This is a genomic window from Cognatilysobacter terrigena (genome assembly GCF_004361065.1).
Lineage (GTDB): Bacteria > Pseudomonadota > Gammaproteobacteria > Xanthomonadales > Xanthomonadaceae > Cognatilysobacter > Cognatilysobacter terrigena.
The window spans coordinates 19,705-44,274 of the sequence record NZ_SELT01000003.1 but is presented as its reverse complement, the minus strand read 5'-3'; the positions used below and the strand labels follow the sequence as shown (position 1 = coordinate 44,274).

The 24,570-nt window shown below is 67.8% G+C and carries 27 protein-coding genes; 14 read left to right on the top strand and 13 right to left on the bottom strand.

The window, feature by feature from the left end; translation table 11 throughout:
* The first annotated feature begins 75 nt into the window (after positions 1-75).
* Positions 76-654, top strand: coding sequence for a superoxide dismutase (locus EVS83_RS03265; RefSeq protein WP_133499574.1), 579 nt, complete (start codon positions 76-78; stop codon positions 652-654).
* A 97-nt stretch (positions 655-751) separates the two neighbouring features.
* Entirely contained in the window at positions 752-1,261 is a 510-nt protein-coding gene (locus tag EVS83_RS03260; RefSeq protein ID WP_133499572.1) for a CcdC protein domain-containing protein, read from the top strand.
* 6 nt (positions 1,262-1,267) lie between these two features.
* Here EVS83_RS03260 and EVS83_RS03255 read toward each other — a convergent pair whose 3' ends face one another.
* Positions 1,268-2,413, bottom strand: coding sequence for a 5-(carboxyamino)imidazole ribonucleotide synthase (locus EVS83_RS03255; protein ID WP_133499570.1), 1,146 nt, complete (start codon positions 2,411-2,413; stop codon positions 1,268-1,270).
* Positions 2,410-2,916 carry a 5-(carboxyamino)imidazole ribonucleotide mutase gene (gene purE / locus EVS83_RS03250; RefSeq protein WP_133499568.1) on the bottom strand — a complete coding sequence of 169 codons (507 nt, stop codon included), beginning with the start codon at positions 2,914-2,916 and terminating at the stop codon, positions 2,410-2,412. The genes EVS83_RS03255 and purE overlap by 4 nt, the downstream gene beginning before the upstream one ends.
* 55 nt (positions 2,917-2,971) lie before the next feature.
* On the opposite strand from purE, the gene EVS83_RS03245 reads away from it, so the two are divergent.
* Both EVS83_RS03245 and nadC read left to right on the top strand, forming a co-directional pair.
* Positions 2,972-3,238: a Trm112 family protein gene (locus EVS83_RS03245; protein WP_133499566.1), complete on the top strand. Its 267-nt coding sequence runs from the start codon at positions 2,972-2,974 to the stop codon at positions 3,236-3,238.
* Entirely contained in the window at positions 3,235-4,104 is an 870-nt protein-coding gene (nadC, locus tag EVS83_RS03240; protein WP_133499564.1) for a carboxylating nicotinate-nucleotide diphosphorylase, read from the top strand. The genes EVS83_RS03245 and nadC overlap by 4 nt, the downstream gene beginning before the upstream one ends.
* Here the strand turns inward: nadC and EVS83_RS03235 are convergent.
* Positions 4,101-4,865 (bottom strand): FHA domain-containing protein, encoded by a 765-nt coding sequence (locus EVS83_RS03235; protein ID WP_133499563.1) that lies wholly within the window; start codon positions 4,863-4,865, stop codon positions 4,101-4,103. The genes nadC and EVS83_RS03235 overlap by 4 nt on opposite strands.
* Before the next feature lie 66 nt (positions 4,866-4,931).
* Here EVS83_RS03235 and EVS83_RS03230 point away from each other — a divergent pair, with 66 nt between their 5' ends.
* Complete coding sequence (locus EVS83_RS03230) at positions 4,932-5,273, top strand: DUF3301 domain-containing protein (protein ID WP_133499561.1); 342 nt, start codon at positions 4,932-4,934, stop codon at positions 5,271-5,273.
* Positions 5,274-5,279: 6 nt separating this feature from the next.
* Here the strand turns inward: EVS83_RS03230 and EVS83_RS03225 are convergent, their stop codons facing one another.
* From EVS83_RS03225 to EVS83_RS03200, 6 genes are all read right to left on the bottom strand, one after another.
* Positions 5,280-5,777 carry a ClpXP protease specificity-enhancing factor gene (locus tag EVS83_RS03225; RefSeq protein WP_133499560.1) on the bottom strand — a complete coding sequence of 166 codons (498 nt, stop codon included), beginning with the start codon at positions 5,775-5,777 and terminating at the stop codon, positions 5,280-5,282.
* A gap of 109 nt (positions 5,778-5,886) precedes the next feature.
* Positions 5,887-6,522: a glutathione S-transferase N-terminal domain-containing protein gene (locus tag EVS83_RS03220; RefSeq protein ID WP_133499559.1), complete on the bottom strand. Its 636-nt coding sequence runs from the start codon at positions 6,520-6,522 to the stop codon at positions 5,887-5,889.
* A 120-nt stretch (positions 6,523-6,642) separates the two neighbouring features.
* Positions 6,643-7,386 carry a cytochrome c1 gene (locus EVS83_RS03215; protein ID WP_133499557.1) on the bottom strand — a complete coding sequence of 248 codons (744 nt, stop codon included), beginning with the start codon at positions 7,384-7,386 and terminating at the stop codon, positions 6,643-6,645.
* A 43-nt stretch (positions 7,387-7,429) separates the two neighbouring features.
* Positions 7,430-8,719, bottom strand: a complete 1,290-nt coding sequence (locus EVS83_RS03210; protein ID WP_133499555.1) for a cytochrome b — start codon at positions 8,717-8,719, stop codon at positions 7,430-7,432.
* Position 8,720: 1 nt separating this feature from the next.
* Complete coding sequence (gene petA, locus EVS83_RS03205) at positions 8,721-9,353, bottom strand: ubiquinol-cytochrome c reductase iron-sulfur subunit (protein ID WP_133499553.1); 633 nt, start codon at positions 9,351-9,353, stop codon at positions 8,721-8,723.
* Positions 9,354-9,569: 216 nt separating this feature from the next.
* Entirely contained in the window at positions 9,570-10,478 is a 909-nt protein-coding gene (locus EVS83_RS03200; RefSeq protein ID WP_133499551.1) for a lytic transglycosylase domain-containing protein, read from the bottom strand.
* 145 nt (positions 10,479-10,623) lie between these two features.
* Between EVS83_RS03200 and miaB the strand changes: the two genes are divergently transcribed.
* Complete coding sequence (miaB, locus tag EVS83_RS03195) at positions 10,624-12,024, top strand: tRNA (N6-isopentenyl adenosine(37)-C2)-methylthiotransferase MiaB (protein WP_133499549.1); 1,401 nt, start codon at positions 10,624-10,626, stop codon at positions 12,022-12,024.
* A gap of 12 nt (positions 12,025-12,036) precedes the next feature.
* On the opposite strand, the gene EVS83_RS03190 is transcribed toward miaB, so the two are convergent.
* Genes EVS83_RS03190 through EVS83_RS03180 form a run of 3 tightly spaced genes read right to left on the bottom strand, consistent with a single transcriptional unit; the run spans position 12,037 to position 14,967 of the window.
* On the bottom strand, positions 12,037-12,906 hold the full coding sequence (locus EVS83_RS03190) for an MBL fold metallo-hydrolase (RefSeq protein ID WP_133499547.1): 870 nt from the start codon (positions 12,904-12,906) through the stop codon (positions 12,037-12,039).
* Positions 12,903-13,922, bottom strand: coding sequence for an NAD-dependent epimerase/dehydratase family protein (locus tag EVS83_RS03185; RefSeq protein WP_133499545.1), 1,020 nt, complete (start codon positions 13,920-13,922; stop codon positions 12,903-12,905). Before EVS83_RS03185 ends, EVS83_RS03190 begins: the two co-directional genes overlap by 4 nt.
* A 1-nt stretch (position 13,923) precedes the next feature.
* On the bottom strand, positions 13,924-14,967 hold the full coding sequence (locus tag EVS83_RS03180) for a 3-oxoacyl-[acyl-carrier-protein] synthase III C-terminal domain-containing protein (RefSeq protein ID WP_166636781.1): 1,044 nt from the start codon (positions 14,965-14,967) through the stop codon (positions 13,924-13,926).
* Positions 14,968-15,027: 60 nt separating this feature from the next.
* On the opposite strand from EVS83_RS03180, the gene EVS83_RS03175 reads away from it, so the two are divergent.
* Positions 15,028-15,705 (top strand): phosphatase PAP2 family protein, encoded by a 678-nt coding sequence (locus EVS83_RS03175; RefSeq protein ID WP_133499541.1) that lies wholly within the window; start codon positions 15,028-15,030, stop codon positions 15,703-15,705.
* A gap of 9 nt (positions 15,706-15,714) precedes the next feature.
* Here EVS83_RS03175 and EVS83_RS03170 read toward each other — a convergent pair whose 3' ends face one another.
* A complete protein-coding gene (locus EVS83_RS03170; protein WP_246022756.1) occupies positions 15,715-17,382 on the bottom strand; it encodes an amidohydrolase in 1,668 nt (555 codons plus the stop codon).
* 116 nt (positions 17,383-17,498) lie between these two features.
* On the opposite strand from EVS83_RS03170, the gene EVS83_RS03165 reads away from it, so the two are divergent.
* The 7 genes from EVS83_RS03165 to EVS83_RS03135 all read left to right on the top strand — a co-directional run bounded on the left by EVS83_RS03165 (position 17,499) and on the right by EVS83_RS03135 (position 24,467).
* The gene (locus tag EVS83_RS03165) at positions 17,499-18,482 is read left to right on the top strand and encodes a PhoH family protein (RefSeq protein WP_133499539.1); all 984 of its coding nucleotides are present in this window, start codon (positions 17,499-17,501) and stop codon (positions 18,480-18,482) included.
* Positions 18,483-18,498: 16 nt separating this feature from the next.
* Entirely contained in the window at positions 18,499-18,963 is a 465-nt protein-coding gene (ybeY, locus tag EVS83_RS03160; protein WP_133499537.1) for an rRNA maturation RNase YbeY, read from the top strand.
* A gap of 111 nt (positions 18,964-19,074) precedes the next feature.
* Entirely contained in the window at positions 19,075-19,938 is an 864-nt protein-coding gene (locus tag EVS83_RS03155; protein WP_133499535.1) for a CorC family transporter, read from the top strand.
* A complete protein-coding gene (locus EVS83_RS03150) occupies positions 19,925-21,139 on the top strand; it encodes a lipoprotein N-acyltransferase Lnb domain-containing protein (protein WP_133499533.1) in 1,215 nt (404 codons plus the stop codon). Before EVS83_RS03155 ends, EVS83_RS03150 begins: the two co-directional genes overlap by 14 nt.
* The gene (locus EVS83_RS03145; RefSeq protein ID WP_133499531.1) at positions 21,136-22,128 is read left to right on the top strand and encodes a magnesium and cobalt transport protein CorA; all 993 of its coding nucleotides are present in this window, start codon (positions 21,136-21,138) and stop codon (positions 22,126-22,128) included. The genes EVS83_RS03150 and EVS83_RS03145 overlap by 4 nt, the downstream gene beginning before the upstream one ends.
* Before the next feature lie 85 nt (positions 22,129-22,213).
* Positions 22,214-24,265: a carbon starvation CstA family protein gene (locus tag EVS83_RS03140; protein WP_133499529.1), complete on the top strand. Its 2,052-nt coding sequence runs from the start codon at positions 22,214-22,216 to the stop codon at positions 24,263-24,265.
* Entirely contained in the window at positions 24,243-24,467 is a 225-nt protein-coding gene (locus EVS83_RS03135; protein WP_133499527.1) for a YbdD/YjiX family protein, read from the top strand. Before EVS83_RS03140 ends, EVS83_RS03135 begins: the two co-directional genes overlap by 23 nt.
* Positions 24,468-24,570: the final 103 nt, after the last annotated feature.

Below are 24,570 nucleotides of genomic sequence, written 5' to 3'. Positions count from 1 at the left end.
GCACCGCCGCGACGGATTGCAGCGGCATGGTGGGGATAGAATGCGAAATTGTACGCCCCCACAAGGAGTTGCCGCATGGCCATCGAACTGCCTCCCCTGCCCTACGACCGCGCCGCGCTCGAGCCGCACATGTCGGCCGAGACGCTCGACTTCCATTACGGCAAGCACCACAAGGCGTACGTCGACAACGCCAACAAGATGATCGAGGGCACCGAGTTCGCCGACATGCCGCTCGTGGACATCATCCGCAAGGCGCAGGGCGGCCTGTTCAACAACGTCGCGCAGGTGTGGAACCACACCTTCTTCTGGAACTGCATGAAGCCCAACGGCGGCGGCGAGCCGACGGGCAAGCTGGCTGATGCGATCAACCTCGCGTTCGGCGACTTCGCCACGTTCAAGGACGAGTTCGCGAAGACCTGCGTGACCACGTTCGGTTCGGGCTGGGGCTGGCTGGTGCAGCGTCCGGATGGCTCGCTCGCGCTGGTGAGCACGTCGAACGCGAACACGCCGATCACCGGCGAAGACACGCCGCTGCTCACCTGCGACGTCTGGGAACACGCGTACTACATCGACTATCGCAACGCGCGTCCGAAGTTCGTCGAGGCGTTCTGGAACCTCGTCAACTGGGACTTCGTGGCGTCGAACATGAAGTGATCCGTCGTACGACGGAACGCACGAACGGCCGGGGCGACCCGGCCGTTCGTGTTTCCGGAACCTGCGTTAGGCTTCGCGTCTCCAGGGGGAGTTCCGAATGACCGCGACCGCCATGCCGGGGTACGTGCCGTACCTCATCGCCGCCACCGTCGGCTTCAGCATCTATCGACGCATCCGCAGCCATTTCGGCCGCCAGCCGTGGCGACCGAAGCGCACGATGGCGCGCGTCGTGCTGCTCTCGCTGTTCCTTGTGCCGCTCGCGCTGTTGGGCGCGCTGCGTCCCGCTGAACACTGGGGGATCGGCGTCGGCGCCTTGCTCGGGGTCGGACTGGGCATGCTCGCGTTGCGCCTGATCCGCATCGACACCGCGGGCGGCCAGCCCGGTTACACGCCGAATCCATGGATCGGCGCGGCGCTGACCGCTCTTCTCGTCGGACGCATGGCGTGGCGCTTCGCGTCGGGCGGCTTCACGACGCCGCAGTCCTCCAGCCCGCTCACCCTCGCTATCGCGGCCACCGTGCTGACGTTCTACGTCGTGCAGGGCGTCGGTCTGATGCAGCGGATGAAGCGCGTCACGACACCGGACGCGGCCGTCGCCGCGCCCTGATCCGCCTCAACGACCGGAAAGGCGCTCGATCACCGGCGCGACCTGCGCGTCGCGGCCGAGTCGCTCGCCGACGCGCTTCAACGCCGCGGCGAGCGATGCACCGTCGTCCGCGCGCAGCGTCGCGTGGCCAACCTTGCGACCTGCACGCGGTTCCTTGCCGTAGTCGTGCCAATGGCCGCCGGCCTCCTCGAGCACGGGCGTCGCATCCGGCATGTCGCCGATCCAGTTGAGCATGCACGCGACGCCTACCATCCGCGTGTCGCCGAGCGGCAGGCCGATCACGGCGCGCAGATGGTTCTGGAACTGCGACGTCTCGCTGCCTTCGATCGTCCAGTGACCGGAGTTGTGCACGCGCGGCGCGAGTTCGTTCGCCAGCAGAACGCCATCCTGCGAGAACAGCTCGAGCGCGAACACGCCGACGTAATCGAGCGCTTCGGCGAGGCGTTTCGCATGGTCGCAGGCCAGCGCCTGCGTCGCATCGTCGACGACCGCAGGCGCGAGGCTCGCCGACAGCACGCCGTCGACATGCCAGTTCTCGGTGAGCGGCCACGCGCGGAATTCGCCGTCGCGACCGCGAACGGCGACGACCGACAACTCGCGCTCGAAATGCACGAAGCCTTCGAGGATGAGGCCGACCTTCGACGCCTGTGCGCCGAGCGCGGCCCATGCGGAATCGACGTCGTCCTTCGTGCGCAGCCGGAACTGCCCCTTGCCGTCGTAACCGAGGCGGCGCGTCTTGAGGATGGACGGCGTACCGATGGTGTCGATGGCCGCACGCAGGTCGTCGAGCGTGTCGATGGCCGCGAACGGTGGGACCGGGATACCGAGTTCGCGGAACAGCGTCTTCTCGGCAAGGCGATCCTGCGCGGTCGCCAGCGCACGCGGATTCGGGAAGACGTCCACGCGCTGCGTCAGCCAGCTTGCCGATTCCGCCGGCACGTTCTCGAAATCGAACGTCGCAACGTCCACACGCGACGCGAATTCCGCGAGCGCGGCTTCGTCGCGATAGTCACCGACCACCATCGGTGCGAACTGCCCCGCGCAGGCGTCGGCGACGTTGTCCATCACCAGGAAACGCAGGCCGAGCGGCGCACCGGAGAGCGCGAGCATGCGCGCGAGCTGACCGCCTCCGAGGATGCCGACGGTGGTCATCGGCGTGGATCGTCGTTCTGCATGACATCGGCCGTCTGCTTGGCGCGGAAGGCATCGAGCTTCGCGGCGACATCGGGCATGTCGCTCGCGAGCATCGCGGCGGCGAAGAGTGCGGCGTTCGCTGCGCCCGCGTTGCCGATGGCGAACGTCGCGACCGGGATTCCCGCCGGCATCTGCACGATCGACAGCAGCGAATCCATGCCGTTCAACGCCTTCGACTGCACCGGAACGCCGAGCACCGGAACCGGCGTCTTCGAGGCGAGCATGCCCGGCAGGTGCGCCGCGCCACCGGCACCCGCGATGATCGCGCGCAGGCCACGGTCACGTGCGGTCGCCGCGTAGTCGAAGAGGACGTCCGGCGTGCGATGCGCGGAGACCACGCGCACCTCGTGCGGCACGCCGAGCTCCTCGAGCTTCGCAGCCGCGTGCTGCATGGTCTCCCAGTCCGAACGCGAGCCCATCACGATGCCGACCACGGCGGCGGGCGGTTGCACGGCAGCCATACGTCCCCTTCCGGTCAAAGACGTATTCTAAACGGCCCACCCGCGATTCCCTGCCATGGACCGCAAGCTGCTCGACCTGCTGGCCTGCCCGACCACCCGACAGCCGCTCCGCCCGGCGGATGCCCGCATGCTCCACGACCTCAACGTCGCCATCGCCGGCGGCGCCGTGAAGCGCGGCGACGGCAGCGCGCAGTCGACCGCCGTCGACGCCGCCCTTGTGACCGCGGACGGCCGCCTCGCCTACCGCATCGACGACGGCATTCCGGTCCTGCTCGCCGAGGAATCGCTCGACCTCACCACCTGCGGCATCACCGTCGCATGAGCCTCGCGTTCGATCCGCCGCTCGAGGCGGTCGAGGCGGATATCCGTAGCGCGCTCGCGGAAGACGTCGGCACCGGCGACGTCACCGCAGCACTGCTGCCCAACGTCGCCGACACCGCCTACCTGCTCTGCAAGGACGTGGCGGTGGCCTGCGGGCGCCCGTGGTTCGACGCCTGCCACCGCGCGCTCGACCCCGACGTCGCGATCGCCTGGCACGTCGCCGAAGGCGATCGTGTCCGCGCCGGCACGCTGCTTGCCACGCTTCAGGGGCATGCGCGCGCGCTCGTGACCGCCGAACGCGCCTCGCTCAACTTCATGCAGACGCTCTCGGCGACCGCGACGGTCACGGCCGACTACGTCGCTGCAGTCGCGGGCACGCGCGCGAAGATCCTGGACACGCGCAAGACGATTCCCGGCCTGCGTCTCGCACAGAAGTACGCCGTGCGCGTCGGTGGCGGCACGAACCACCGCATGGGTCTGTACGACGCGGTGATGCTCAAGGAAAACCACATCCGCGCGGCGGGCTCGATCGCCGGCGCCGTGCGCAACGCGCGCGCGCAGTCGCCGTCGCTGCCGGTGATCGTGGAAGTGGAAACGCTCGATCAGTTGCGCGAGGCGCTGGATACCGACTGCAGCCGCATCCTGATCGACGACTTCGACCGCGACATGCGGCGCGAAGCGGTGCGCATCGCGAACGGGCGAATTCCACTCGAGGTGTCGGGCGGCGTCGATCTCGACGGCGTGCGTGCGATCGCGGAGGACGGCGTCGACTGCATTTCGATCGGCGGACTGACCAAGCACGTCCGCGCGATCGATCTCTCGCTGAAGCTCGGCCGCAAACCGGCCGATTTGGCGACGCGGAGTTAGAGCGCGACGACGATCGCGGCGGCGAGCAGCGCGATACCGATCACGACGCCCCACAGAAGCCGCGGATCCCAACGCGACGGCGCTGCAGCGTCGTGCTCCTCGTTCTCCGACGGCACGGTCGACAGCACGCGGAAACGCAGCGTATCGAACCCGATTTCGTCGCCGATCTTGGCTTCGCCGCTGAGGATGCGCTTGCCATTGAGGAACGTGCCGTTCGTCGAGCCCAGATCCTCGATCTGCACGCTGGTATCGGTCGGCACGAGGCGCGCATGGGCGCGCGAAATGCCGTTCTCGTCGAAGCGCAACGTCGATTCCGGCGCGCGGCCGACGGTATTCGTCGCGGCCAGCGCGAAACTGCGGCCGAACAGATGGCCCGACACGCCGCGCAGCATGAACTTCGGCAGCGCGGCACGAACGGTCGTCGCGAACAGGTCGTCGTTCGCCGAGGGGGCGCTCGCGCCCGGGCGCGCGGCGGCGACGTTCTCCATGCCCGTCAGGCGGGCCTCGAAACGGTCGAACGACACGCGGTCGCCGTCGCGCAGCGCGATCAGGCCTCGCACCGGCGAACCGTTGACCGCGACGGACGCATCCACCGGCACGTCGAGCATCACGCCGTTGGCCGTGACGTGGAGCTGGCAATGGCGCGGCTGCACGCCGGGGCGATCCAGCACGATGTTGGCATCCGGCGCAGACCCGACGCTGTTGACGCCCGGTTGCAGGATGACCTGCGGGTGTTCGCCACCCGGAAATACGAGTTTCATTTGAGATCGCCCCCTCGATCCTTGGCGGCTCTTGCCCAGAACCACTGCCGCCGCCACAGTAACAAAATGCCTTCCCTGATCGTGATGATGATCTTCACCGCCATTGCGGTCGCGTTCTGGAACGCCGGACGCGCCGCAGCCGAGCGCGCACGCGATCTCGGCCGCGACGCCTGCCGCGCTGCGCGCGTGCAATGGCTGGACGACTCCGTCCATGTCATCGGCATGCAACCGCGACGACTTGAGAGCGGCAAGCTCGGCTGGGAACGCACGTTCAGATTCGACTATTCGACCGATGGCACGGACCGCCACCAGGGCCGACTCGTGCTGCGCGGCGATCGTCTCGTCAGCTTCGTCGGACCGCCAACGCCGGAACCGATCGCGTTTCCGCAGCGTGCACCGCTGAACTGACGCGGCTTACTTGACGATGCGCAGGTGGCCGCGGCGCGGAGGCGTCGGCGGCTCGTGGTCGCCGTCGTCGTCGGGCTCCGTCGATGCATCGTCGCGGCTGTCCGACACGAGTTCGAGCATCGGGCCGTCATCGCCGAGCGCGTCGGCCGACAGAGCGGTCGAACCCGCACCTTCGTCGGAATCCGCAGGAAGCGCCATGCCCTGCCCGTTCTCCCGCGCATAGATCGCGAGCACCGCGCCCACCGGCACGGACACCGAGTGGCTCACGCCGCCGAAGCGCGCGCTGAAGCGGATGAGGTCGTTGGTCATTTCCAGCCCGGCGACGGCGCGCTGGGCAACGTTGAGGACGATGCGCCCGTCGTTGATCGCGTGCTTAGGCACCTGCACGCCCGGCCGCGTCGCGTCGACCAGCAGGTGCGGCGTCAGGCCGTTGTCGGCGATCCACTCGTACAACGCCCGCAGCAGGTACGGGCGATGGCTGGTCATTTCGAACTCGTCACTCATAGGTGGAGTTTAAGCGAGGGACTGTCGCAGGCGCGCGTGACACGATGCCCGTTCAGAACGAAAAAGCCCGCCGGATGGCGGGCTCGATCGACGCTCGTGGCATCGCCACTTACATCGGCATGTCGCGGAGCTTGCGTTCCTGCTCGGTCAGGCTGCGCGCAAAACCCGGGTTGCGGAAGATGCGGTTGCCGTAGTCCTCGATGACCTTGCCGTCCTTGGGCAGCGGCACGCCGAGTGCCGGCAGACGCCAGATGATCGGCGCCATCGCGCAGTCCGCGAGGCTCATCTCGGGATTGAGGAAGAATTTGCTCGCCTTGAACAGCGGGACCGACGCGGTCAGCAGTTCCTTGAGGCGTTTGCGACCGGCTTCCTGCTGCGCCTTGTTGCCCAGCTGGATGGCCTGCACCTGCGGCACCCAGTCGTGCTCCAGCCGCAGCATCGCGAGGCGCAGACGCGCGCGCGACAGCGGGTCGACCGGCATCAGCGGCGGATGCGGATAGCGCTCGTCGAGGTATTCGCTGACGACGCTCGCCGCATAGAGCACGAGATCGCGCTCGACCAGGGTCGGCACCGACTGGTACGGATTGAGATCCACCAGGTCTTCCGGCGGATTCTGCGGATCGACCGGAATGAGGTCGTACGTCACGCCCTTGGCCGCGAGCACCAGGCGCACGCGATGACAGAGAACGCAATCGGTAGAGGAAAACAGGGTCAGGGTATTACGCATGCGTGGACTCGCCGCCATCGTCGACCTCGATCGACCGGAAACCGCCGGCCGCAGGGCGCCGCCCACCCCGTGCGGGCGGTCGCCAACGGTCCCGAGTCACGGCGATGCGGTGCCCTATCCCCGACACCGCGGCCGCGATCAGTGCTCGACGTCGCGCCAGTACTCCTTCTTCAAGAGCCAGGCGAGGAACGTCAGCAACGCCAGGAACAGCACCACCCAGACACCCATCGATTGACGCTTGATGGCCGCGGGCTCGCCGGCGTACTCGAGAAATGTAGTGATGTCGCGCGCCGCGCGGTCGAAGCCCTGGGCATCGAGCGTACCGGGCTCGGTGACCTTCAGGCCCAGGACCGGGCGCTCGCCCGTCGCGTCGGCCTTGCCGAACTCGGCGTGCTGCAGACCCTGCAGCTGCCAGAGCGGATTCGGCATCGACACGTTGGGGAACACGGTGTTGTTCCAACCCACCGGACGCGATTCGTCCAGGTAGAACGACTTGAGATAGGTGTAGACCCAGTCCGGCCCGCGCACGCGGGCGATCAGGGAGAGATCCGGCGGCTGCTTGCCGAACCAGTCCTTCGACTCCGGCGGCATGGCGGCGTCGATCGTCTCGCCGAACTTCGCGCCCGTGAAGTTGAGGTTGTTCTGCACCTCGTCTTCCGTCAGGCCGAGGTCTTCGGCCATGCGCGAGTAACGCAGGTACTTCAGCGAATGGCAGCCCGAGCAGTAGTTCATGAACAGCTGGGCGCCGCGCTGCAGCGAGGCACGGTCGGTGATGTCCGTGCCCGCCTGCTGGAGGTTGCCCTCTTCTTCGGCGAACAGCGGCATCGACACCGCGAGGCCGAGCACGAGCGTCGCAAGCGATCGCAGAACTCGCATCTTCATGGATCCGGCAGGCTGGAAGGAGGTGGACGGGCGAACGGACGGATTAGTCATGCATCGTCACCCGCTCGGGCACCGGCTTCGTCTTGTCCATGCGCGTCCAGATCGGCATGGTGATGAAGAACATGAAGTAGAAGAACGTCAGGGCGCGACCGATGTAGGTCTCGTTGATGTCCGTGCCGGGGCCGGAACCGATCTTGCCGAGCCACAGGAACGCGAACGCCAGGAGCAGGAACATGGTCTTGGCCAGCACGCCGCGATAGCGCATCGACTTGACCTTCGCCTTGTCGAGCCACGGCACGAAGAACAGCAGCATGATCGCGCCGAACATCGTCAGGACGCCGAGCAGCTTGTTCGGCACCACGCGGAGCATTGCGTAGTACGGCGTGAAGTACCACGTCGGCTTGATGTGCGACGGCGTGACCAGGCGGTTGGCCTCGGTGAAGTTGTCGTGCTCGAGGAACAGGCCACCGACGGTCGGCTCGAAGAAGATGATGAAGGCCGCCAGCATCAGGAAGAAGCCAACGCCGACCATGTCCTTGACCGTGTAGTACGGATGGAACGGGATCGTGTCCTTCGGCGCGGTCGCCGACCAGCGATTGCCCTTCGGGCCGTACTTGACGTCGACGCCGTCCGGATTGTTCGAGCCGACTTCGTGCAGCGCACCGAGGTGCAGCACGACGAGCAGCAGGAGCACCAGCGGCAGCGCGATGACGTGCAGCGCGAAGAAGCGGTTGAGCGTGGCGTCGGACGGCAGGTAGTCGCCCATGATCCATTCGGTCAGGCCGTTGCCGATGACCGGAATCGCGCCGAAGAGCGAAATGATCACCTTCGCGCCCCAGAACGACATCTGGCCCCACGGCAGCACGTAGCCCATGAAGGCCTCGGCCATCAGCACGAGGTAGATCACCATGCCGAGGATCCACACCAGCTCGCGCGGCTTCTTGTACGACCCGTACATCAGGCCGCGCCACATGTGCAGGTAGACCACGATGAAGAAGAGCGAGGCGCCGGTGCTGTGCATGTACCGGATCAGCCAGCCCCACTCCACGTCGCGCATGATGTACTCCACCGACGCGAACGCCTGCGCGGCGTCGGTCTTGAAGTGCATCGTCAGGAAGATGCCGGTGACGATCTGGTTGACCAGAACCAGCAGCGCGAGCGAACCGAAGTAGTACCAGACGTTGAAGTTCTTCGGAGCGAAGTACTCCGTCATGTGCTTCTTGTACGCCTCGCCCGCGCCCGGGGCGCGGTCGTGGAACCAGTTCACGACGCCGGCGATCAGGCCGGTCGCCGGATCGTTCGGCGCCTGCTTCGTATCGTTATTGGTGGCCATGTCAGGCGGCTCCCTTCGGATCGACGCCGATCACGATGCTGTTGTCGTTCTCGAAGTAATGCGGCGGCACCGCGAGGTTCTTCGGCGCGGGAACGCCTTGGAACACGCGGCCGGACATGTCGAAACGCGACTTGTGGCAGGGGCAGAAATAGCCGCCCTTCCACTCGGGATCGAACGGCTCGGGGCGGATTTCCGCCTTCATTTCCGGCGAGCAGCCCAGGTGCGTGCAGAGGCCGACGAGCACGGAGATTTCCGGCTTGATCGAGCGGTAGTGCACGTCACCCTTAAGCACGTACTTCGGCTGCTGGTCGACGTCTTCCGACTTCGGGTCGCGCAGGCGGTTGTCGAGCGTCGGCAGCGCCTTGAGGATGTCCTGCGAGCGACGGACGATCCAGATCGGCTGGCCGCGCCACTCGATGATCATGCGCTGGCCCATCGGCAGACCGCTGATGTCCGCCGTGACCGGCGCACCGGCGAGCTTGGCGCGCGCGCTCGGGTTCCACGACTTGATGAACGGCACCGCGGCGAAGCCGGCACCCACCGCGCCAACGACAGCGGTCGTCGCGGTAAGGAACCGACGGCGGCCGAGGTTGACCGGCTCGTGGTTGGGCTCGTTGACCCCTTCGTTGGCCATCCGGCACTCCGAAAACTGATTTCGACATGGGCCGCCCCGCAGGCCATGCGGGACGACTGATAAAGACGCGGAAGTGTAACGGAACGGTGAACGGGCCGACAATCGGCAACCCGCGTTCGAATGACGAGCCCGGACGCATTTCGCACTCCGCAGGCCCCGGAATGCAAAAGGCCAGCCGGATGAAGGCTGGCCTTTCGAGGCGGACGGGCAGACGCCTCAGCGCAGGACCGGCGAACTCCGGTAGCGGTCCGCGAGCAGCGCCACGCGCTGTACGTAGCGCTGGGTCTCGCTGTAGGGCGGCACGCCGCCGTACTTGTCGACCGCGCCCTCGCCCGCGTTGTAGCCCGCGGCCATCAGGCGGATGTCGCCGTTGAAGCGCTTCAACAGGAACGCGAGGTACTGCACGCCGCCGCGGATGTTCTGCGCCGGGTCGAAGGCATTGCCGACGCCGAAACGGCGGGCCGTGGCCGGCATCAGCTGCATCAGGCCCTGCGCGCCGACGCGGGACAGCGCATTCGGGTTGTAGGCCGACTCGGCGTGGATGATGGCGCGGACGATCGACTCCTCGACGCCGTACTGGGCGGCGGCCGCGGCGATCTCGCTGCGATAGGCGTCCGGCTTCAGGCGGATCGTGGAGAAGTTGACGCCCGGCTGCGCGCCGCAGGCGTAGCAGGTCTCCATGAAGCTGTACTTGATCGTGCGGACGGCACCCGCGATCGCGACGCCCTGCGGGCGGCGGCTCGAGTAGTGCCGCACGCCGTCCTGCATGTACGAATAGATCTGGCCCTGGACCAGGCGGCTCGTCGGAGCGGACGCCACCGGCGCGGAGGCGGCCGGCGCGATCTGGACGGCGGGCGTCGACACGGCCGGGAGCGAGCCCGAGGCCGGCGAACCGGCGACGAGGTTCACGGGCGTCACGGCACCGATCGCCGGGGCCTTCGGGGCGACGTATCGCGACGCCTTCTTCGCCGTGTAGCGGCTCACCACTTCGCAGCTCGCGCCGGACAGCCGCTTGCTGGAGTAGCTGCGGACGCCATCGACATTGCAGCGATAGACAGTGCCGGCGAAGGCCGGGGCGGCGCCGAACAGGCCGGCAAGCAGCAGAAGTGCGACGGGCGTCTTCATGGGGCCATCATTCCGCGTTCCCGGAATTTTCACAAGCCTTTGATCGGACAGGAATTGTTGATCTGCGGACGCGATCACCTGACCTGTTGCACCGCGGTAAACTGCACCGGCCGGCCCGGATTAACCGCCGCCCTTCCCGGAACCCATGACCGACCTGACCCTCTCCGTCGCCGAACCGGCGACGATCGCTGCCGCCACCCCGCGCGGCAAGCTCTTCATCGAAACCCACGGTTGCCAGATGAACGAGTACGACTCGGCGAAGATGGCCGATGTTCTCGCCGCAGCCGACGGCCTCGAAATCACCCATGACCCGGCCGAAGCCGACGTCATCCTCGTCAACACCTGCTCGATCCGCGAGAAGGCGCAGGAAAAGGTCTTCAGCCAGCTCGGCCGGTGGCGCTCTCTGAAGCAGGGTGGCAAGCCGGTCCTGATCGGCGTGGGCGGCTGCGTGGCCAGCCAGGAGGGCGAAGCGATCGTGAAGCGCGCCCCGTTCGTGGACCTGGTGTTCGGCCCGCAGACGCTCCATCGCCTGCCCGAGCTCATCGAGGCCCGCCGCGAGTCCGGCAAGCCGCAGGTCGACATCTCCTTCCCCGAGATCGAGAAGTTCGACCGCCTGCCGCAGCCCCGCGCCGACGGCCCCAGCGCGTTCGTCTCGATCATGGAAGGCTGCTCGAAGTACTGCTCGTTCTGCGTCGTGCCGTACACGCGCGGCGAGGAAGTGAGCCGCCCGTTCGAGGACGTGCTGGTCGAAGTCGCGCAGCTGGCCGCACAGGGCGTGCGTGAGATCAATCTGCTCGGGCAGAACGTCAACGCGTATCGCGGGCCGATGGGCGAAGGCGAGATTGCCGACCTCGGCCTGCTGATCCGCACGATCGCGCAGATCGACGGCGTCGACCGCATTCGGTTCACCACCTCGCACCCGCTCGAATTCTCCGATTCGCTGGTCGAGGCCTACCGCGACGTGCCGCAGCTCGCGAACTACCTGCACCTGCCCGTGCAGTCCGGCTCGGATCGCATCCTGGCCGCGATGAAGCGTGGCTACACCGCCCTCGAGTTCAAGCAGAAGATCCGCAAGCTGCGCGCGGTGCGGCCGGACATCTCGATCTCGTCGGATTTCATCGTCGGCTTCCCGGGCGAGACCGATGCGGACTTCGAGAAGACGATGAAGCTGATCGAGGACGTCGGCTTCGACCAATCGTTCTCCTTCATCTATTCGCGCCGCCCCGGCACGCCCGCGTCCAATCTCGAAGACGACGTGTCGAGCGAGACCAAGCACGCGCGGCTGTCGCGCTTGCAGGCGACGATCAATGCGAATGCGGCGCGCATTTCGCAGTCGATGGTGGGCAGCGTTCAGCGCATCCTGGTCGATGGCCCGTCGCGCAAGAACCCGAACGAGCTGACGGGCAAGACCGAGAACATGCGCTCGGTGAACTTCCCCGCCCCGCCCCGACTCATCGGGCAGTTCGTCGATGTCGTGATTACCGAGGCGCTGTCGAATTCGCTGCGCGGCCGCGTGGTCGTGCAGGACGAGGCCGTGCCGGCGTAACACGCCGCGAGATCATCCCGATGCGAGCAATACGGCATCGGGATGGCGATGCGTCCAGCGTTCGAGTGTTCGCGCGCAGTGCGACGCGATGATCCATGCGTCGGGCTGCGCGTCGCGGAACTGGCGCAGGCGCGAGAGCGTCGCCGCGTAATCGCCCGACGCGTGCATCGCGAGACGCCGCGCCAGCCACGACAGCGGTTGCGGCGTGTCGAGCTGCGCGTGTTGCCAGAACGCATCGGCGACCAGCAGGATGCGCGTGCCGTCATGGTGCGTTGCGAGGCCGATCTGTCCGTGGGCATGCCCGGGCAGGTCGACGAGTACGACGCTTCCGTCATCGAACAGGTCGACACCGGAGCCGAGCGGCGCGAGATCACCCCCGAGTGCCGTGAATCGATCGGGCGCGAGCAGCATCAGACGTGCAACGAAATCCTCGGGCAGCAGCTCCCGCCAGACCTGCGCATGCAGCCGGGCCAGCGCGCCGCGTTGCATCGTTTTCCATGCATCGGCATGCGCGACGAAGCGCGCGGACGGAAATGCGCGAAGACCGCCCACGTGGTCCGGATGGAAGTGGCTGATCACGAGCCAGCGCACGTCGCCGGGCGCGATGCCGCGTTGCGCGAGCAGCGTGGAGGCATCCCCTTCCGCGGGACAGCAGACACCGAGGACGCCGCGATATACGCGACGAAGGCCACGACGCATCGCCGTTCGCGCGGGTTCGCCATAGCCGCAGTCGAACAGGATCGGGCCGTGGATCGGATGTTCGATCAGCGCCCAGCCGGCAGGAAATGCGGTGCGCCCTTCGCCGCGCTCCGGCAGCGCCGCAAGACGCGGATCGACATGACTGTGGCCCGATACGCCGAGCATCACGCGTGTTCCGGTCATGCGCGCGGTCCCGCCAGCGTGGCAAACGTACGGTGGGGCGCCTCGTCGATGCTCACACGCGGCGCGTAACCGAGCTCCGCGCGAGCGCGTGAGATATCGAGCGTCATGTCGACGCTGAGCAGGTCGACGCCGTAGCGCAGCAGCGCCGGTTCGCGATCCGGCATGGCCATCCGATGCACACGCTCGAGGACGCCGGCGAACGCGTGCAGCACGCTCGCGGGCACGCGACGCCGAGGAGCGGGCGCGCCCAGCGCCGCAGCAAGACGATCAATCACGTCCCAGATGAGCACCGGCTCACCGTTGCTGACGTTGTAGGCGCGGCCGTGCAGCGACGTCGGTGCATCGAGCGCATGGACGACCGCGTCGACCGCGTTGTCGACGTAGGTGAGATCGACCGTGCAGCGCCCGTCGCCGATGCGCGGAAGCCGACGCCTTCGCAGCGCCTCGGCGATGCGCGGCAGCAGCGAGGTATCGCCCGGACCGAAGATCGCGCGTGGGCGCAGGATGAGCAGCGAGGTGTCGCTGTTGGTCGCGACTTCGAGCGCGCGCTGTTCGGCGATGCGCTTGGTCGCCGCATAGTCATTGACGGCACGCACGGGCAGCGGGTGGTCTTCGCGGATGCCGCGATGCGGCCGACCGTCGTGGTAGATACCGGGCGTGGAGATGTGCGCGAGGCGTCGCACGCCGTGGTCGACGCACGCGTGCACGACGTTCACCGTCGCATCGATGTTGGCCGCGACGAACGCGGCACGCGGGCCCCAAGGGCTGGATAGAGCGGCTGCGTGGACGACCGCATCCGCACCGGCGATCGCGGTTCGCACCGCCTGGGCATCGCACAGGTCGACACGGACGAAATCGATTCCGTCCGACGTCAGCGCGGCGCCGCGCGCGACATCGCGTCCGAGCGCGATCACATGCACATCGGGTCGCGTCGCGTGCAGCCGTCGCGCAACCGCGCCGCCGAGGACCCCCGTGGCCCCGGTGACGACGACGCGCTGCGACCTCGACGCACTCATGTCAGTACGTCATCACGATCGCAGCGGCGGACAACCCAGCGCCGGTGCCGATCAGCATGCCGCGATCCCCACGTCGGATCCGCCCGTCGGCAATCCCGCGCGAGAGCGCCATCGGAATCGACGCGGCGATGCAGTTCCCCGTCTCGCGCAGGATGTCGACCACCGCACCATCACCGAAGCCCATCGACGCGACGATGTTCATGCCCGCACGACTCGTCTGATGCGGCACGACCCAACGCAATGCACGACGTGCGTCCGCGTCGAGCCCGAGTCGTTCCAGCAATTTCGGCGCCAGCCGCGATGCGCGACGCAATGTCGCGCGGCCCTGCATGCGGAACAGCGCGTCCAGCGGATCGGCGTCGGCCGCGTTCGGATGCCGGAACGTTCCGCAACCACGCACGGTAGTGAGTTCGAGGTCGGCGCCGTGGGTGATCCATTCGACGCGATGGACGCGACCCGTGTCGTCGTCACCGCTGCGCTCGAGCACGCAGGCCGCGGCGCCATCGCCGAACAGCGTGCACGCTTCCGGAGCGTTGAAGTCGAGCGCGACGGATGCGATCTCGCTACTCACGACGAGCGCGCGACGGATGCGCCCGCCGTGGATTCGCTCGGCTGCGAGTTCGAACGCCGCAAGGAAACTCAGACAGGTCGCGTGGACGGAGAAACTCGGAATGCCCGAGCGCCCCAGACCCAGCGCGTTCTGCAGCAGCGGCGCGCCATCGGGAATCGCGCGCTCGACCGAACCGGACGCACCGACGATGAGATCCACCGACTCAGGTTCGACGCCCGCCGCGGCGCACGCGCGCAGCGCGGCCTGCGCACCCATCCAGCTCGCCGTTTCGTCCGGCGAGGCCCAGTGCCGCACGGCGACACCGCTGTTCATGCAGGCCCAACCCGAGGGCACGCCCACGCGCGCTTCGATCTCGGCGCTTTCCACGCGCCGACGCGGCAGGTATGTGCCCGTCCCCGCGATCCTGACCTGCCATCCGAGGTCGAAATTCGGCCGCGACGATCCAGCGACGAGGTCAGGCAGCGGCTGGTTCATGGTCGAGGTCGTTCGAAGGCGCGGCCAGTATGCCCCCGCGCTTGCTGGCAGACTGGACCGGTGCCCGCTTTCGACCATCCGCCCGCGTACCTGACGTTCGGCCGCCGCGCGGGCGTCGTCGCGCTCGCGGTGGCGGTGAATTCCGCGATCTATCTCGCGATCAACCACCGCCAGCCATCGGGCGCGACCGTGATCGAGCCGTCTGCGCTCGACATGGCGCTCGGTCGGCACGCGTGGACGATCTGGCCGTACTGGCTGCTTCTGCTCCTGGCGCCCGCGTTCGCGTTGGCGATCAGCGAGCGGCGGGTATTCGTGGCGACGATGCGTGCGTACGTCGTCGCGCTGATGTTGAACGTCGCGCTGTGGCTGTCGGTTCCGACGCGGCTTCCGCGCGTGCCGCTGCCCGATGGCCTCGATGCCGCCACGTCATCCGCATGGCGATTGCTACTCGCGCTCGATGCACCCGGCAACTGCTTCCCCTCGGGCCACGTCACGTTGCCGATCGTCATCGCCACCGGATTCACGACGCAGTATCCGCGCTACGCCCGCGCCGCGTGGCTATCGATCGCGGTGCTGCTGCCTTCCGTCGTGACGACAGGCCAGCACGTCGTGGCCGACGTCATCGGCGGACTGGCGACGGCGCTGTTCGGACTCGCGCTGACGCGGCATCCCTTTCTTCGACGCAGCGCGCGTCAGGTTCACGACGAACGCGCTGCGATGGAAACCGAAACCGGCTGAGCGCGTCGCCTAATTCGCGGTGTACACCGCCTTGCCGTCGACGTACGTCGCTTCGACGGTCAGGTTGGGCAGCTGCGACGGATCGATCGCGAGCGGATCCTCGCGCAGCACGACGAAATCGGCGCGCTTCCCGATTTCGAGACTGCCGACCTCGTGTTCGTCGAAACCGGCGTACGCGGCGTCGAGCGTGAAGCCGCGCAGCGCTTCGTACGCCGTCAGCTTCTCTTCCGGATGCCAACCGCCGACAGGTTTGCCATCGGCATCGGTGCGCGTTGCCGCTGCGTAGAGACCGAGGCGTGGGTCGACCGATTCCACCGGGAAATCCGAACCCAGCGCGAGGCGCGTGCCGGTGTCGCGCAGGCGTCGCCATGCATAGGCGCCGACGATGCGCTCAGGGCCGAGGCGATCCTCCGCCCACGGCATGTCGCTGGTGGCGTGCGTCGGCTGCATGGACGCGATGACGCCCATCTTCGCCAGACGTGGCAGGTCGTCCTGCGACAGCACCTGCGCATGCTCGATGCGCCAGCGGTGGTCGCCCGGATTCGCGCCGAGTGCGAGCTGGTAGGCGTCGAGCACTTCGCGGTTGCCACGATCGCCGATGGCGTGCGTCGCGACCTGCAGCTTGCAGCGACGTGCGCGCTGCGTGACCTCGCGCAGTTTCGAGGGCTCGATGATCAGCAAGCCGTGGGTGTCGGGCGCATCGGCATACGGTTGCAGCAGCGCGGCGCCGCGGCTGCCGAGCGCGCCGTCGATGTAGAGCTTGACCGTGCGCATCTCGAGGCGGCCGCCGGGATGCTGATACGCACCGTGTTCGCACAGCCACGCGAACGCTTCGTGGTCGCCGTCGGCCATCGCGTCGATGCGCAGCGGCATCTTGCCGGCATCGGCGAGGCGCATGTAGCGGCGCAGGTCGGCGAGCGGCACGCCGGCGTCGTGCACGCCAGTGAGGCCGTGTTCGACCGCGGACTTCATGCCGAGTTCGAGCGCGCGCGTGGCCGTCTCGTCGTCGACCGGCGGAACGACCCGGTCGATGAGCTGCATCGCACCGTCGACGAACACGCCGGTCGCGCGTCCACCGCTGCGTTCGATGCGGCCGCCATCGGGTTGCCAGTCGCCGCCGACGTCGCGGCCGATCGCCTTCATCGCGGCGGTGTTCGCCCAGCCCGCATGGCCGTCGACGCGCCGCAGCCAGACCGGGCGATCGGGGAAGGCGGCGTCGAGGTCGGCGGCGGTCGGGAAATTCTTTTCGGGCCAATCGTTCTGGTCCCAGCCGCGGCCGAGCAGCCATGCGCCGGGCTTGAGGTCCTTGGCGAACGCCTTCAGTCGCGCAATGACGTCGTCTTTCGACGTGGTGCCGACGAGGTCCGCGCGCAGGAACGTGTAGCCGAGATTCGCGACGTGGCCGTGCGCGTCGATCAGCCCCGGCACGACGGTGGCGCTGCCGAGATCGAGGCGTCTCGCGCCCGGATGTTTGGCGAGCACCGCGTCGCGCGGTCCGATGTCCAGAAGGCGGCCGCCCGCGTCGTAGGCGAATGCCTCCGCCTCGGGATGCGCGACGTCCATCGTGTGGCCCTTCGCCGCGGTCACCACGGTGACCTGCGCGAACGCCCCACCCGACCACAGGGCTGCGACAATGCCCAGCCCCTGCACCACCCGACCCGCACGCGCCATCCGCATCGTGATCCCTCCGCCGTGGCGGCCGACTCTGCGCAACACGGCCGCCCGACGCAAGATCACGCGCCGCTGCCGGCGTCCGGTGCATCGTCCGCCCGACACCCACCGCACTCATCCGAATGGCCGAGCTGATCCATCGCGACTTCGTCCTCGACCCGCCCGATCCCGAGCGGCTTGCCAACCTGTCCGGCCCGTTCGACGCGCACCTGCGCCTGGTCGAACTGCGCCTGGGCGTGCAGGTCGCCAATCGCGGCAACGTCTTCCGCGTGACCGGCACGCCCGCTGCCGCGCAGCAGGCCGACCGCCTGATCCACGAGCTCTGGGACGACACGCTCAACGAAACGCTGAGCGAGCATGCGATCCACCTTCGTCTGTCCGACGCGGGCATGGAGCAGCGCGCGGCGAACGACGTCGAACCGCAGGAAGTGATCATCCGCGTGAAGCGCGGCACCCTGCGCGCGCGCGGCGAGAACCAGGCGAAATACCTGCACGCGATCGCGACGAACGACATCAATTTCGGCATCGGCCCCGCGGGCACCGGCAAGACGTTCCTCGCCGTGGCGAGTGCGGTCGAAGCGCTCAACTCCTCGCGCGTGCAGCGCATCATCCTCGTGCGCCCCGCCGTGGAAGCCGGCGAGAAGCTCGGCTTCCTTCCCGGCGATCTGACGCAGAAGGTCGACCCGTACCTGCGCCCGCTCTACGACGCGCTGTACGAGATGCTCGGCGTCGAGAAGGTGGCGAAGCTGCTCGAGCGCAACGTCATCGAGATCGCGCCGCTCGCGTACATGCGCGGTCGCACGCTTAACGATGCGTACGTGATCCTCGACGAAGCGCAGAACACCAGCGTCGAGCAGATGAAGATGTTCCTGACGCGCATCGGGTTCGGCAGCACCGCCGTCGTGACCGGCGACATGACGCAGATCGACCTCCCGAAGCACCAGAAGTCCGGCCTGAAGGATGCGATCGAAGTGCTGCGTGGCGTCGATGGCATCAGCTTCACGTTCTTCGAATCGCGCGACGTGGTGCGTCATCCGCTGGTGGCGAAGATCGTCAACGCCTACGATGCGCGCGACGCGGCGGACGCGGCCACCGGCCGCAGCTGACCGCGCGGAGCGCGAGATGTCGATCGAACCCGAAGTCAGCGTCAGCTATGCGACGTCGCGCACCGGCGTGCCGTCGTCGGCCAGCTTCCGGAAGTGGGTCGCGGCGGCGCTTGAAGACCGCGACGCGCCAGCGTCGCTCGCCATCCGCATCGTCGCGCCGGACGAAGGCCGCAAGCTCAACCGCACGTATCGCGGCAAGGATTACGCGACGAATGTCCTGAGCTTCCCGGCCGAGCGGCCGCAGGGCCTGCCGGACGACGTCGAGCTGCCGGATCTGGGCGACCTCGTGATCTGCGCCGATGTCGTCGCCCGCGAGGCCGCCGAGCAGGGCAAGAAGCCGGCCGACCACTACGCCCACCTCACCGTCCACGGCGTCCTCCACCTGCTGGGCTGGGACCATCAGGAAGATGACGAGGCCGAGGCCATGGAGTCCCGCGAGAGCGCGATCCTGGCCGGGCTGGGCATCGCCGACCCCTACTGAGCGACGGGCGGCCGGTTGAAGCGGCGGTGCGCGGCCCCCATCTCCACGGGCCGGCCATGACGACCGGCTAGACTGGCGCCGCCGCTCCGAGTGGCGCACGACACGAAGACAATGTCCGAGGACGACAGTAGTACCCATCACGAACGCGGCACCGATCGCCGCTCCTGGTTCGAACGGATCAGCTCCGCCCTGTCCGGCGAGCCGTCCACGCGCGAGGACCTCGTCGAACTGCTGCGCGATGCGCAGAACGACGGGCTGATCGAAGCCGACACGCTGCGCATGATGGAAGGCGCGATCGCGGTGTCCGACATGACCGTCGGCGACGTGATGATCCCGCGCTCGCAGATGGTCTCCCTGCCGGCCGACACCCGCTTCCTCGACCTCATGAAGATGGTCGTCGAGTCCGGCCATTCGCGTTTCCCGGTGCACGGCGAGGATCGCGACGAGGTGCTGGGCGTGCTGCTCGCCAAGGACCTGCTGCGCGGCGTGGTCGCCGACCACGGGCCGGCCACCATCCACGAGCTGCTGCGCCCCGCGCTGCTGATTCCGGAATCCAAGCGCCTCGACGTACTGCTGCGCGAATTCCGCCAGTCGCGCAACCACATGGCGATCGTCATCGACGAGCATGGCGGCGTCGCCGGCCTGCTCACGATCGAGGACGTGCTGGAGCAGATCGTCGGCGAGATCGATGACGAACACGACGAAGCCGCCGATCCGAATGCGCTGATCGCCGCGCAGACCGACGGCCAGTTCGTCGTCGACGCGCTGACACCGATAGCCGACTTCAACGAACGCTTCGGCGCGGATTTCGACGACGACGAATACGACACCATCGGCGGCCTCGTGACCGCCGCGATCGGTCACCTCCCTGAAGCCGGCGAGGAACTGACGCTCGATCGCTTCGTGTTCCGCGTGGCCGGTGCCGACGCGCGTCGCGTGCACGCCTTCCACGTGGGCGTGCATGGCGAGGCCTGATCGCCGCACCGGCGGCTTCGTCCGCACGCTGCTTCTCCTGGTCGCCCTGCTGATGCCGTTCGCGGCATCGGCCGCGGCGCCGCGCATCGGCGTGGCGACGATGCAGCCGGGCGAGGTGTTCTGGGAGCGCTTCGGGCACGACGCGATCGTCGTCATCGACCCCGTGACCGGTGCCGCGACGTCGTACAACTTCGGCTTCTTCGATCCCTCCGAGCCCGGCTTCGTCGGCAACTTCGTGCACGGGATCATGCGCTACCGCCTCGCCGCCCTGCCCTTCGACGAGGACATGGTGATGTACCGCGAGGAGGGCCGCGGCGTGTCGATCCAGTGGCTGCATCTGACCGATGCGCAGGCGAACGAGCTCGCGAACGCACTCGCGGTCAACGCGCGGCCCGAGAACGCCGTCTACGGTTACGACTACTTCCGCGACAACTGCTCGACGCGCGTGCGCGACGCGATCGACCGCGCGCTCGGCGGCGAACTGCACCGTCAACTCGCGGGCCGCTCGCACGGCGCGACCTATCGCAGCGAAGCGGTGCGTCTGGCGTCGCCCGCGTGGTGGATGGGCACGGGATTCGACGTCGGCCTCGGCCCGCGCTCGGATCGTCCGCTGTCGCTGTGGGAAGAAGCCTTCGTGCCGATGCGGCTCGCGGCGTCGCTGCGCGAGGTGGAGATCGACAACCATCCGCTGGTCGAAAGCGAAACGCCCGTACTGCCGCATCGCATCGCCCCCGAACCTGCCGACGCGCCGCGCGCGACGTGGCCGTGGCTGGCGGCCGGGCTTGTCCTCGGTGTGCTGCTCGCAACGACGGGGGCACGTCGTCCGCGCCTCGTCGCCGCGTTAGCGCTGCCGTTCTGGATGCTCGCCGGCCTGATCGGCGCGCTGATGCTGTTCCTGTGGCTGGGCACGGTGCACGAGTTCGCGTGGGCCAACCGGAATCTGCTGCTGCTGAATCCGCTGGCGTGGCTGGCGGTTCCGGGCGCGTGGCGCGTGCTGCGCGGTCGCGGATCCGGCGCGTTGATGCAGAAGGCACTGCCCGTGCTCGCCGGCCTCGCGTTGATCGCGATGTTCGCGTCGTGGCTGGAATCGGGCGCACAGGACAACCTGCGCTGGATCGCACTGCTGCTGCCGACCCACCTCGGCCTGTGGGCGGGCCTTCGCACGACGCGGGACGCCCCGGCCGCTAGCATCGGCGCATGACCGAGCCCCAGTACGCCCACTGCGTCGTCAACTGTGCGGCCTACGACCGCCAGGGCAATCGTCGCGACATCGACATCGAGCAGATCAGCGACGTTCTGGCCGTCGACGACGGCAGCTTCGTCTGGGTCGGCCTGTACGAGCCGGGCCCGAGCGTGCTGGCCAAGCTGCAGGAAGAATTCGACCTGCATCCGCTGGCCGTCGAGGATGCGCAGAACGCGCACCAGCGGCCGAAGTTCGAGACGTACGGCGATTCGATCTTCATCGCCGTGCACACCGCGCAGACCACCGACGGCACGATCCGCTTCGGCGAGACGCACATGTTCGTCGGCCCCCGCTATTTCGTGACGGTGCGGCACGGCGCGTCGTCGAGCTACGCACCGGCCCGCGGGCGGCTGGAACGCGAGAAGGCGCTGCTGGTACATGGGCCGGGCGCTGCGCTGTACGCGGTACTCGACCTGATCGTCGACAACTTCATGCCCATCGTCGACGAGTACGACCGCCTGCTCGGCGAACTCGAGAAGGACGTGTTCGCCGCGGATTTCCGCAAGGAAACGGTCGAGCGCCTGTACTGGCTGAAGCGCGACCTCACGCGCCTGCGCATGGCGGCGGAACCGCTGCAGGACATCATCAGCCACCTCACGCGCATGCAGACCGGCCTGATCGACGACGTCATCCAGCCCTACCTGCGCGACGTGCTCGACCACGCCATCCGCATCCAGTCGAGTACGGAGACGCTGCGCGAAATGCTGACCGCGGCGGTCGGCGTGAACCTGTCGCTTGTGACCGTGCAGCAGGGCGAGATCGTCAAGCGGCTGGGTGCGTGGGCTTCGCTGCTCGCGGCGCCGACGCTCGTGGCCAGCTGGTACGGCATGAACTTCGAGCACATGCCCGAGCTTCACGGGCGCTGGAGCTATTTCATCCTGATTGGCGCTATGGCGCTGGTGACGCTCGCGCTGTACTGGAAGTTCAAGAAGGCGCGCTGGCTCTAGGCCCGCGCTGCGGTTTCTGCCGCATCGCAGATTGACCCCGCCGACCGCCTGCGCGACGCTCGCGGCCTCACAGGGGGAGCGTGCGATGCGGGGATCGGCAGGACTTTTCTGGGCGGCACTCGGCGTGATCGCGGTCGCGGCCCTGTCGGTGCTCGGCCTGCATCGGGGCGAGACGGTGAGCGCGATGTGGCTGGTCGCGGCGTCGGCGAGCACGTTCTTCATCGCGTACCGCTTCTATTCGCGCTACGTCGCGCGCGCGATCGGCATCGATCCGTCGCGCCTCACGCCCGCGTATCGCCGCAACGACGGCCTCGACTACGTGCCGACCGAGCGCAGCGTGCTGTTCGGCCACCACTTCGCCGCCATCGCCGGTGCGGGCCCGCTCGTGGGCCCCGTGCTCGCCGCGCAGATGGGCTACCTGCCCGGCACGTTGTGGATCCTGTTCGGCGTGGTGTTCGCCGGCGCGGTGCAGGATATGCTCGTGCTGTTCTTCTCGACGCGTCGCGACGGCCGCTCGCTCGGCGAAATGATCCGCAGCGAGATGGGCAATGCCGCGGGTGTCGTCTCAATGTTCGGCATCGCCGCGATCATGCTAATCCTGCTCGCGGTGCTGGCGCTCGTCGTCGTCAAGGCGCTCGCGCAGAGTCCGTGGGGCACGTTCACCCTTGCGATGACGATTCCGATCGCGCTGCTCATGGGCGCATGGCTGCGCTGGATCCGGCCGGGCCGCATTCTCGAAGCGTCGATCATCGGCCTTGCGTTGCTGCTCGCATCAATCGCCATCGGCGGGCATGTCGCAGCCGACCCGCAGGGGAGCGCGGTGTTCCGTCTGCAGGGCACGACGCTCGCGTGGTTGCTGATCGGCTACGGCTTTGTCGCCTCGGTGTTGCCGGTGTGGCTGCTGCTCGCGCCGCGCGACTATCTGTCGACCTTCCTCAAGATCGGCACGATCGTCGGCCTTGCGGTCGCCATCCTGATCGCGATGCCCGACCTGCACATGCCGGCGATGACGCGCTTCGTCGACGGGACGGGCCCAGTGTTCGCCGGCAAGCTGTTCCCGTTCCTGTTCATCACGATCGCCTGCGGTTCGGTGTCCGGCTTCCATGCGCTAATCAGCTCCGGCACGACGCCGAAGATGCTGCGCAACGAGCGCGACATCCCGCTGATCGGCTACGGCGCGATGCTGATGGAAGCGTTCGTCGCGGTGATGGCGCTGGTCGCCGCCTGCGTGCTGCAACCGGGCCTCTATTTCGCAATGAACGCGCCGGCCGCAGCGCTCGGCACGACGCTCGACTCCGCGTCGGCCGCGATCAACGCATGGGGCTTCGCGATCACGCCCGACACGCTGGCCGCGGCCGCGAAGTCGATCGGCGAGGAGACCGTGCTGTCGCGCACCGGCGGCGCGCCGACGCTCGCGGTCGGCATGGCGCACATCCTCGCGGGGCTCGGCGGCGGCGATCGCATGATGGCGTTCTGGTACCACTACGCCATCCTGTTCGAAGCGCTGTTTATCCTCACGACGATCGACGCCGGCACGCGCGTGGCGCGCTTCATGTTCCAGGAGATCGCCGGCCTCGCGTATCCGCCGTTGCGCGCGACGGAGAGCTGGCTCGGCAACATGCTGTGCACTGCGCTCGCGGTCGGCGGCTGGGGCTGGTTCCTGTATCAGGGTGTCGTCGATCCGCTCGGCGGCATCAACACGTTGTGGCCGCTGTTCGGCATCGCCAACCAGATGCTCGCCGGGATCGCGCTGGTCTTCTGCTGCGTCGTGATGGTGCGCATGAAGCGCGAGCGTTACGTGTGGATTCCCGGCATCGCCACGCTGTGGCTGCTCGTCTGCACACTGACGGCGGGCGCGGAGAAGCTTCTGCATCCCGATCCCAAGATCGGCTTCCTAGCAGCGGCGCGAAAGTTCTCTGACGCCGCATCGCGTGGCGAGATCCTCGCCCCCGCCAAAACGATCGCCGACATGCAACGCGTTGCCTTCAACAACACGCTCGACGCCGCGTTGTGCGTGCTGTTCGTCGGCGTGCTGGTGCTCACCGCCGTGTTCGGCGTCCGGGCGATGCTGGCCGCGCGCGGTGAGGTGCGTCCGACGGCGCGGGAGACCGACTATGTCGCCGCACATTCGCTCTGAGCATCTCCGTCGTTCGCCGCTGTCGCAGGCGTGGCGTAGCCTCGTGCAGGGGGCGCGACTCGCCGTCGGCATTCCCGACTACGGCGCGTACCTCGAGCACATGCGCCGCACGCATCCGGGTGCTGCACCGATGGACGAAGCGACGTTTTTCCGTGAGCGCCTGCAGGCAAGGTACGGACGCGGCCGTTCGCGCTGCTGTTGAGCGACGTTCGAAAGCGCTCGTCCCCACGGCGCGTTGCGGTGTCGAACTGCGCTGAACGAGCGCCCGTTGTCTGCACGCGAAGTGCCCGCGCTTCGAGGTCATC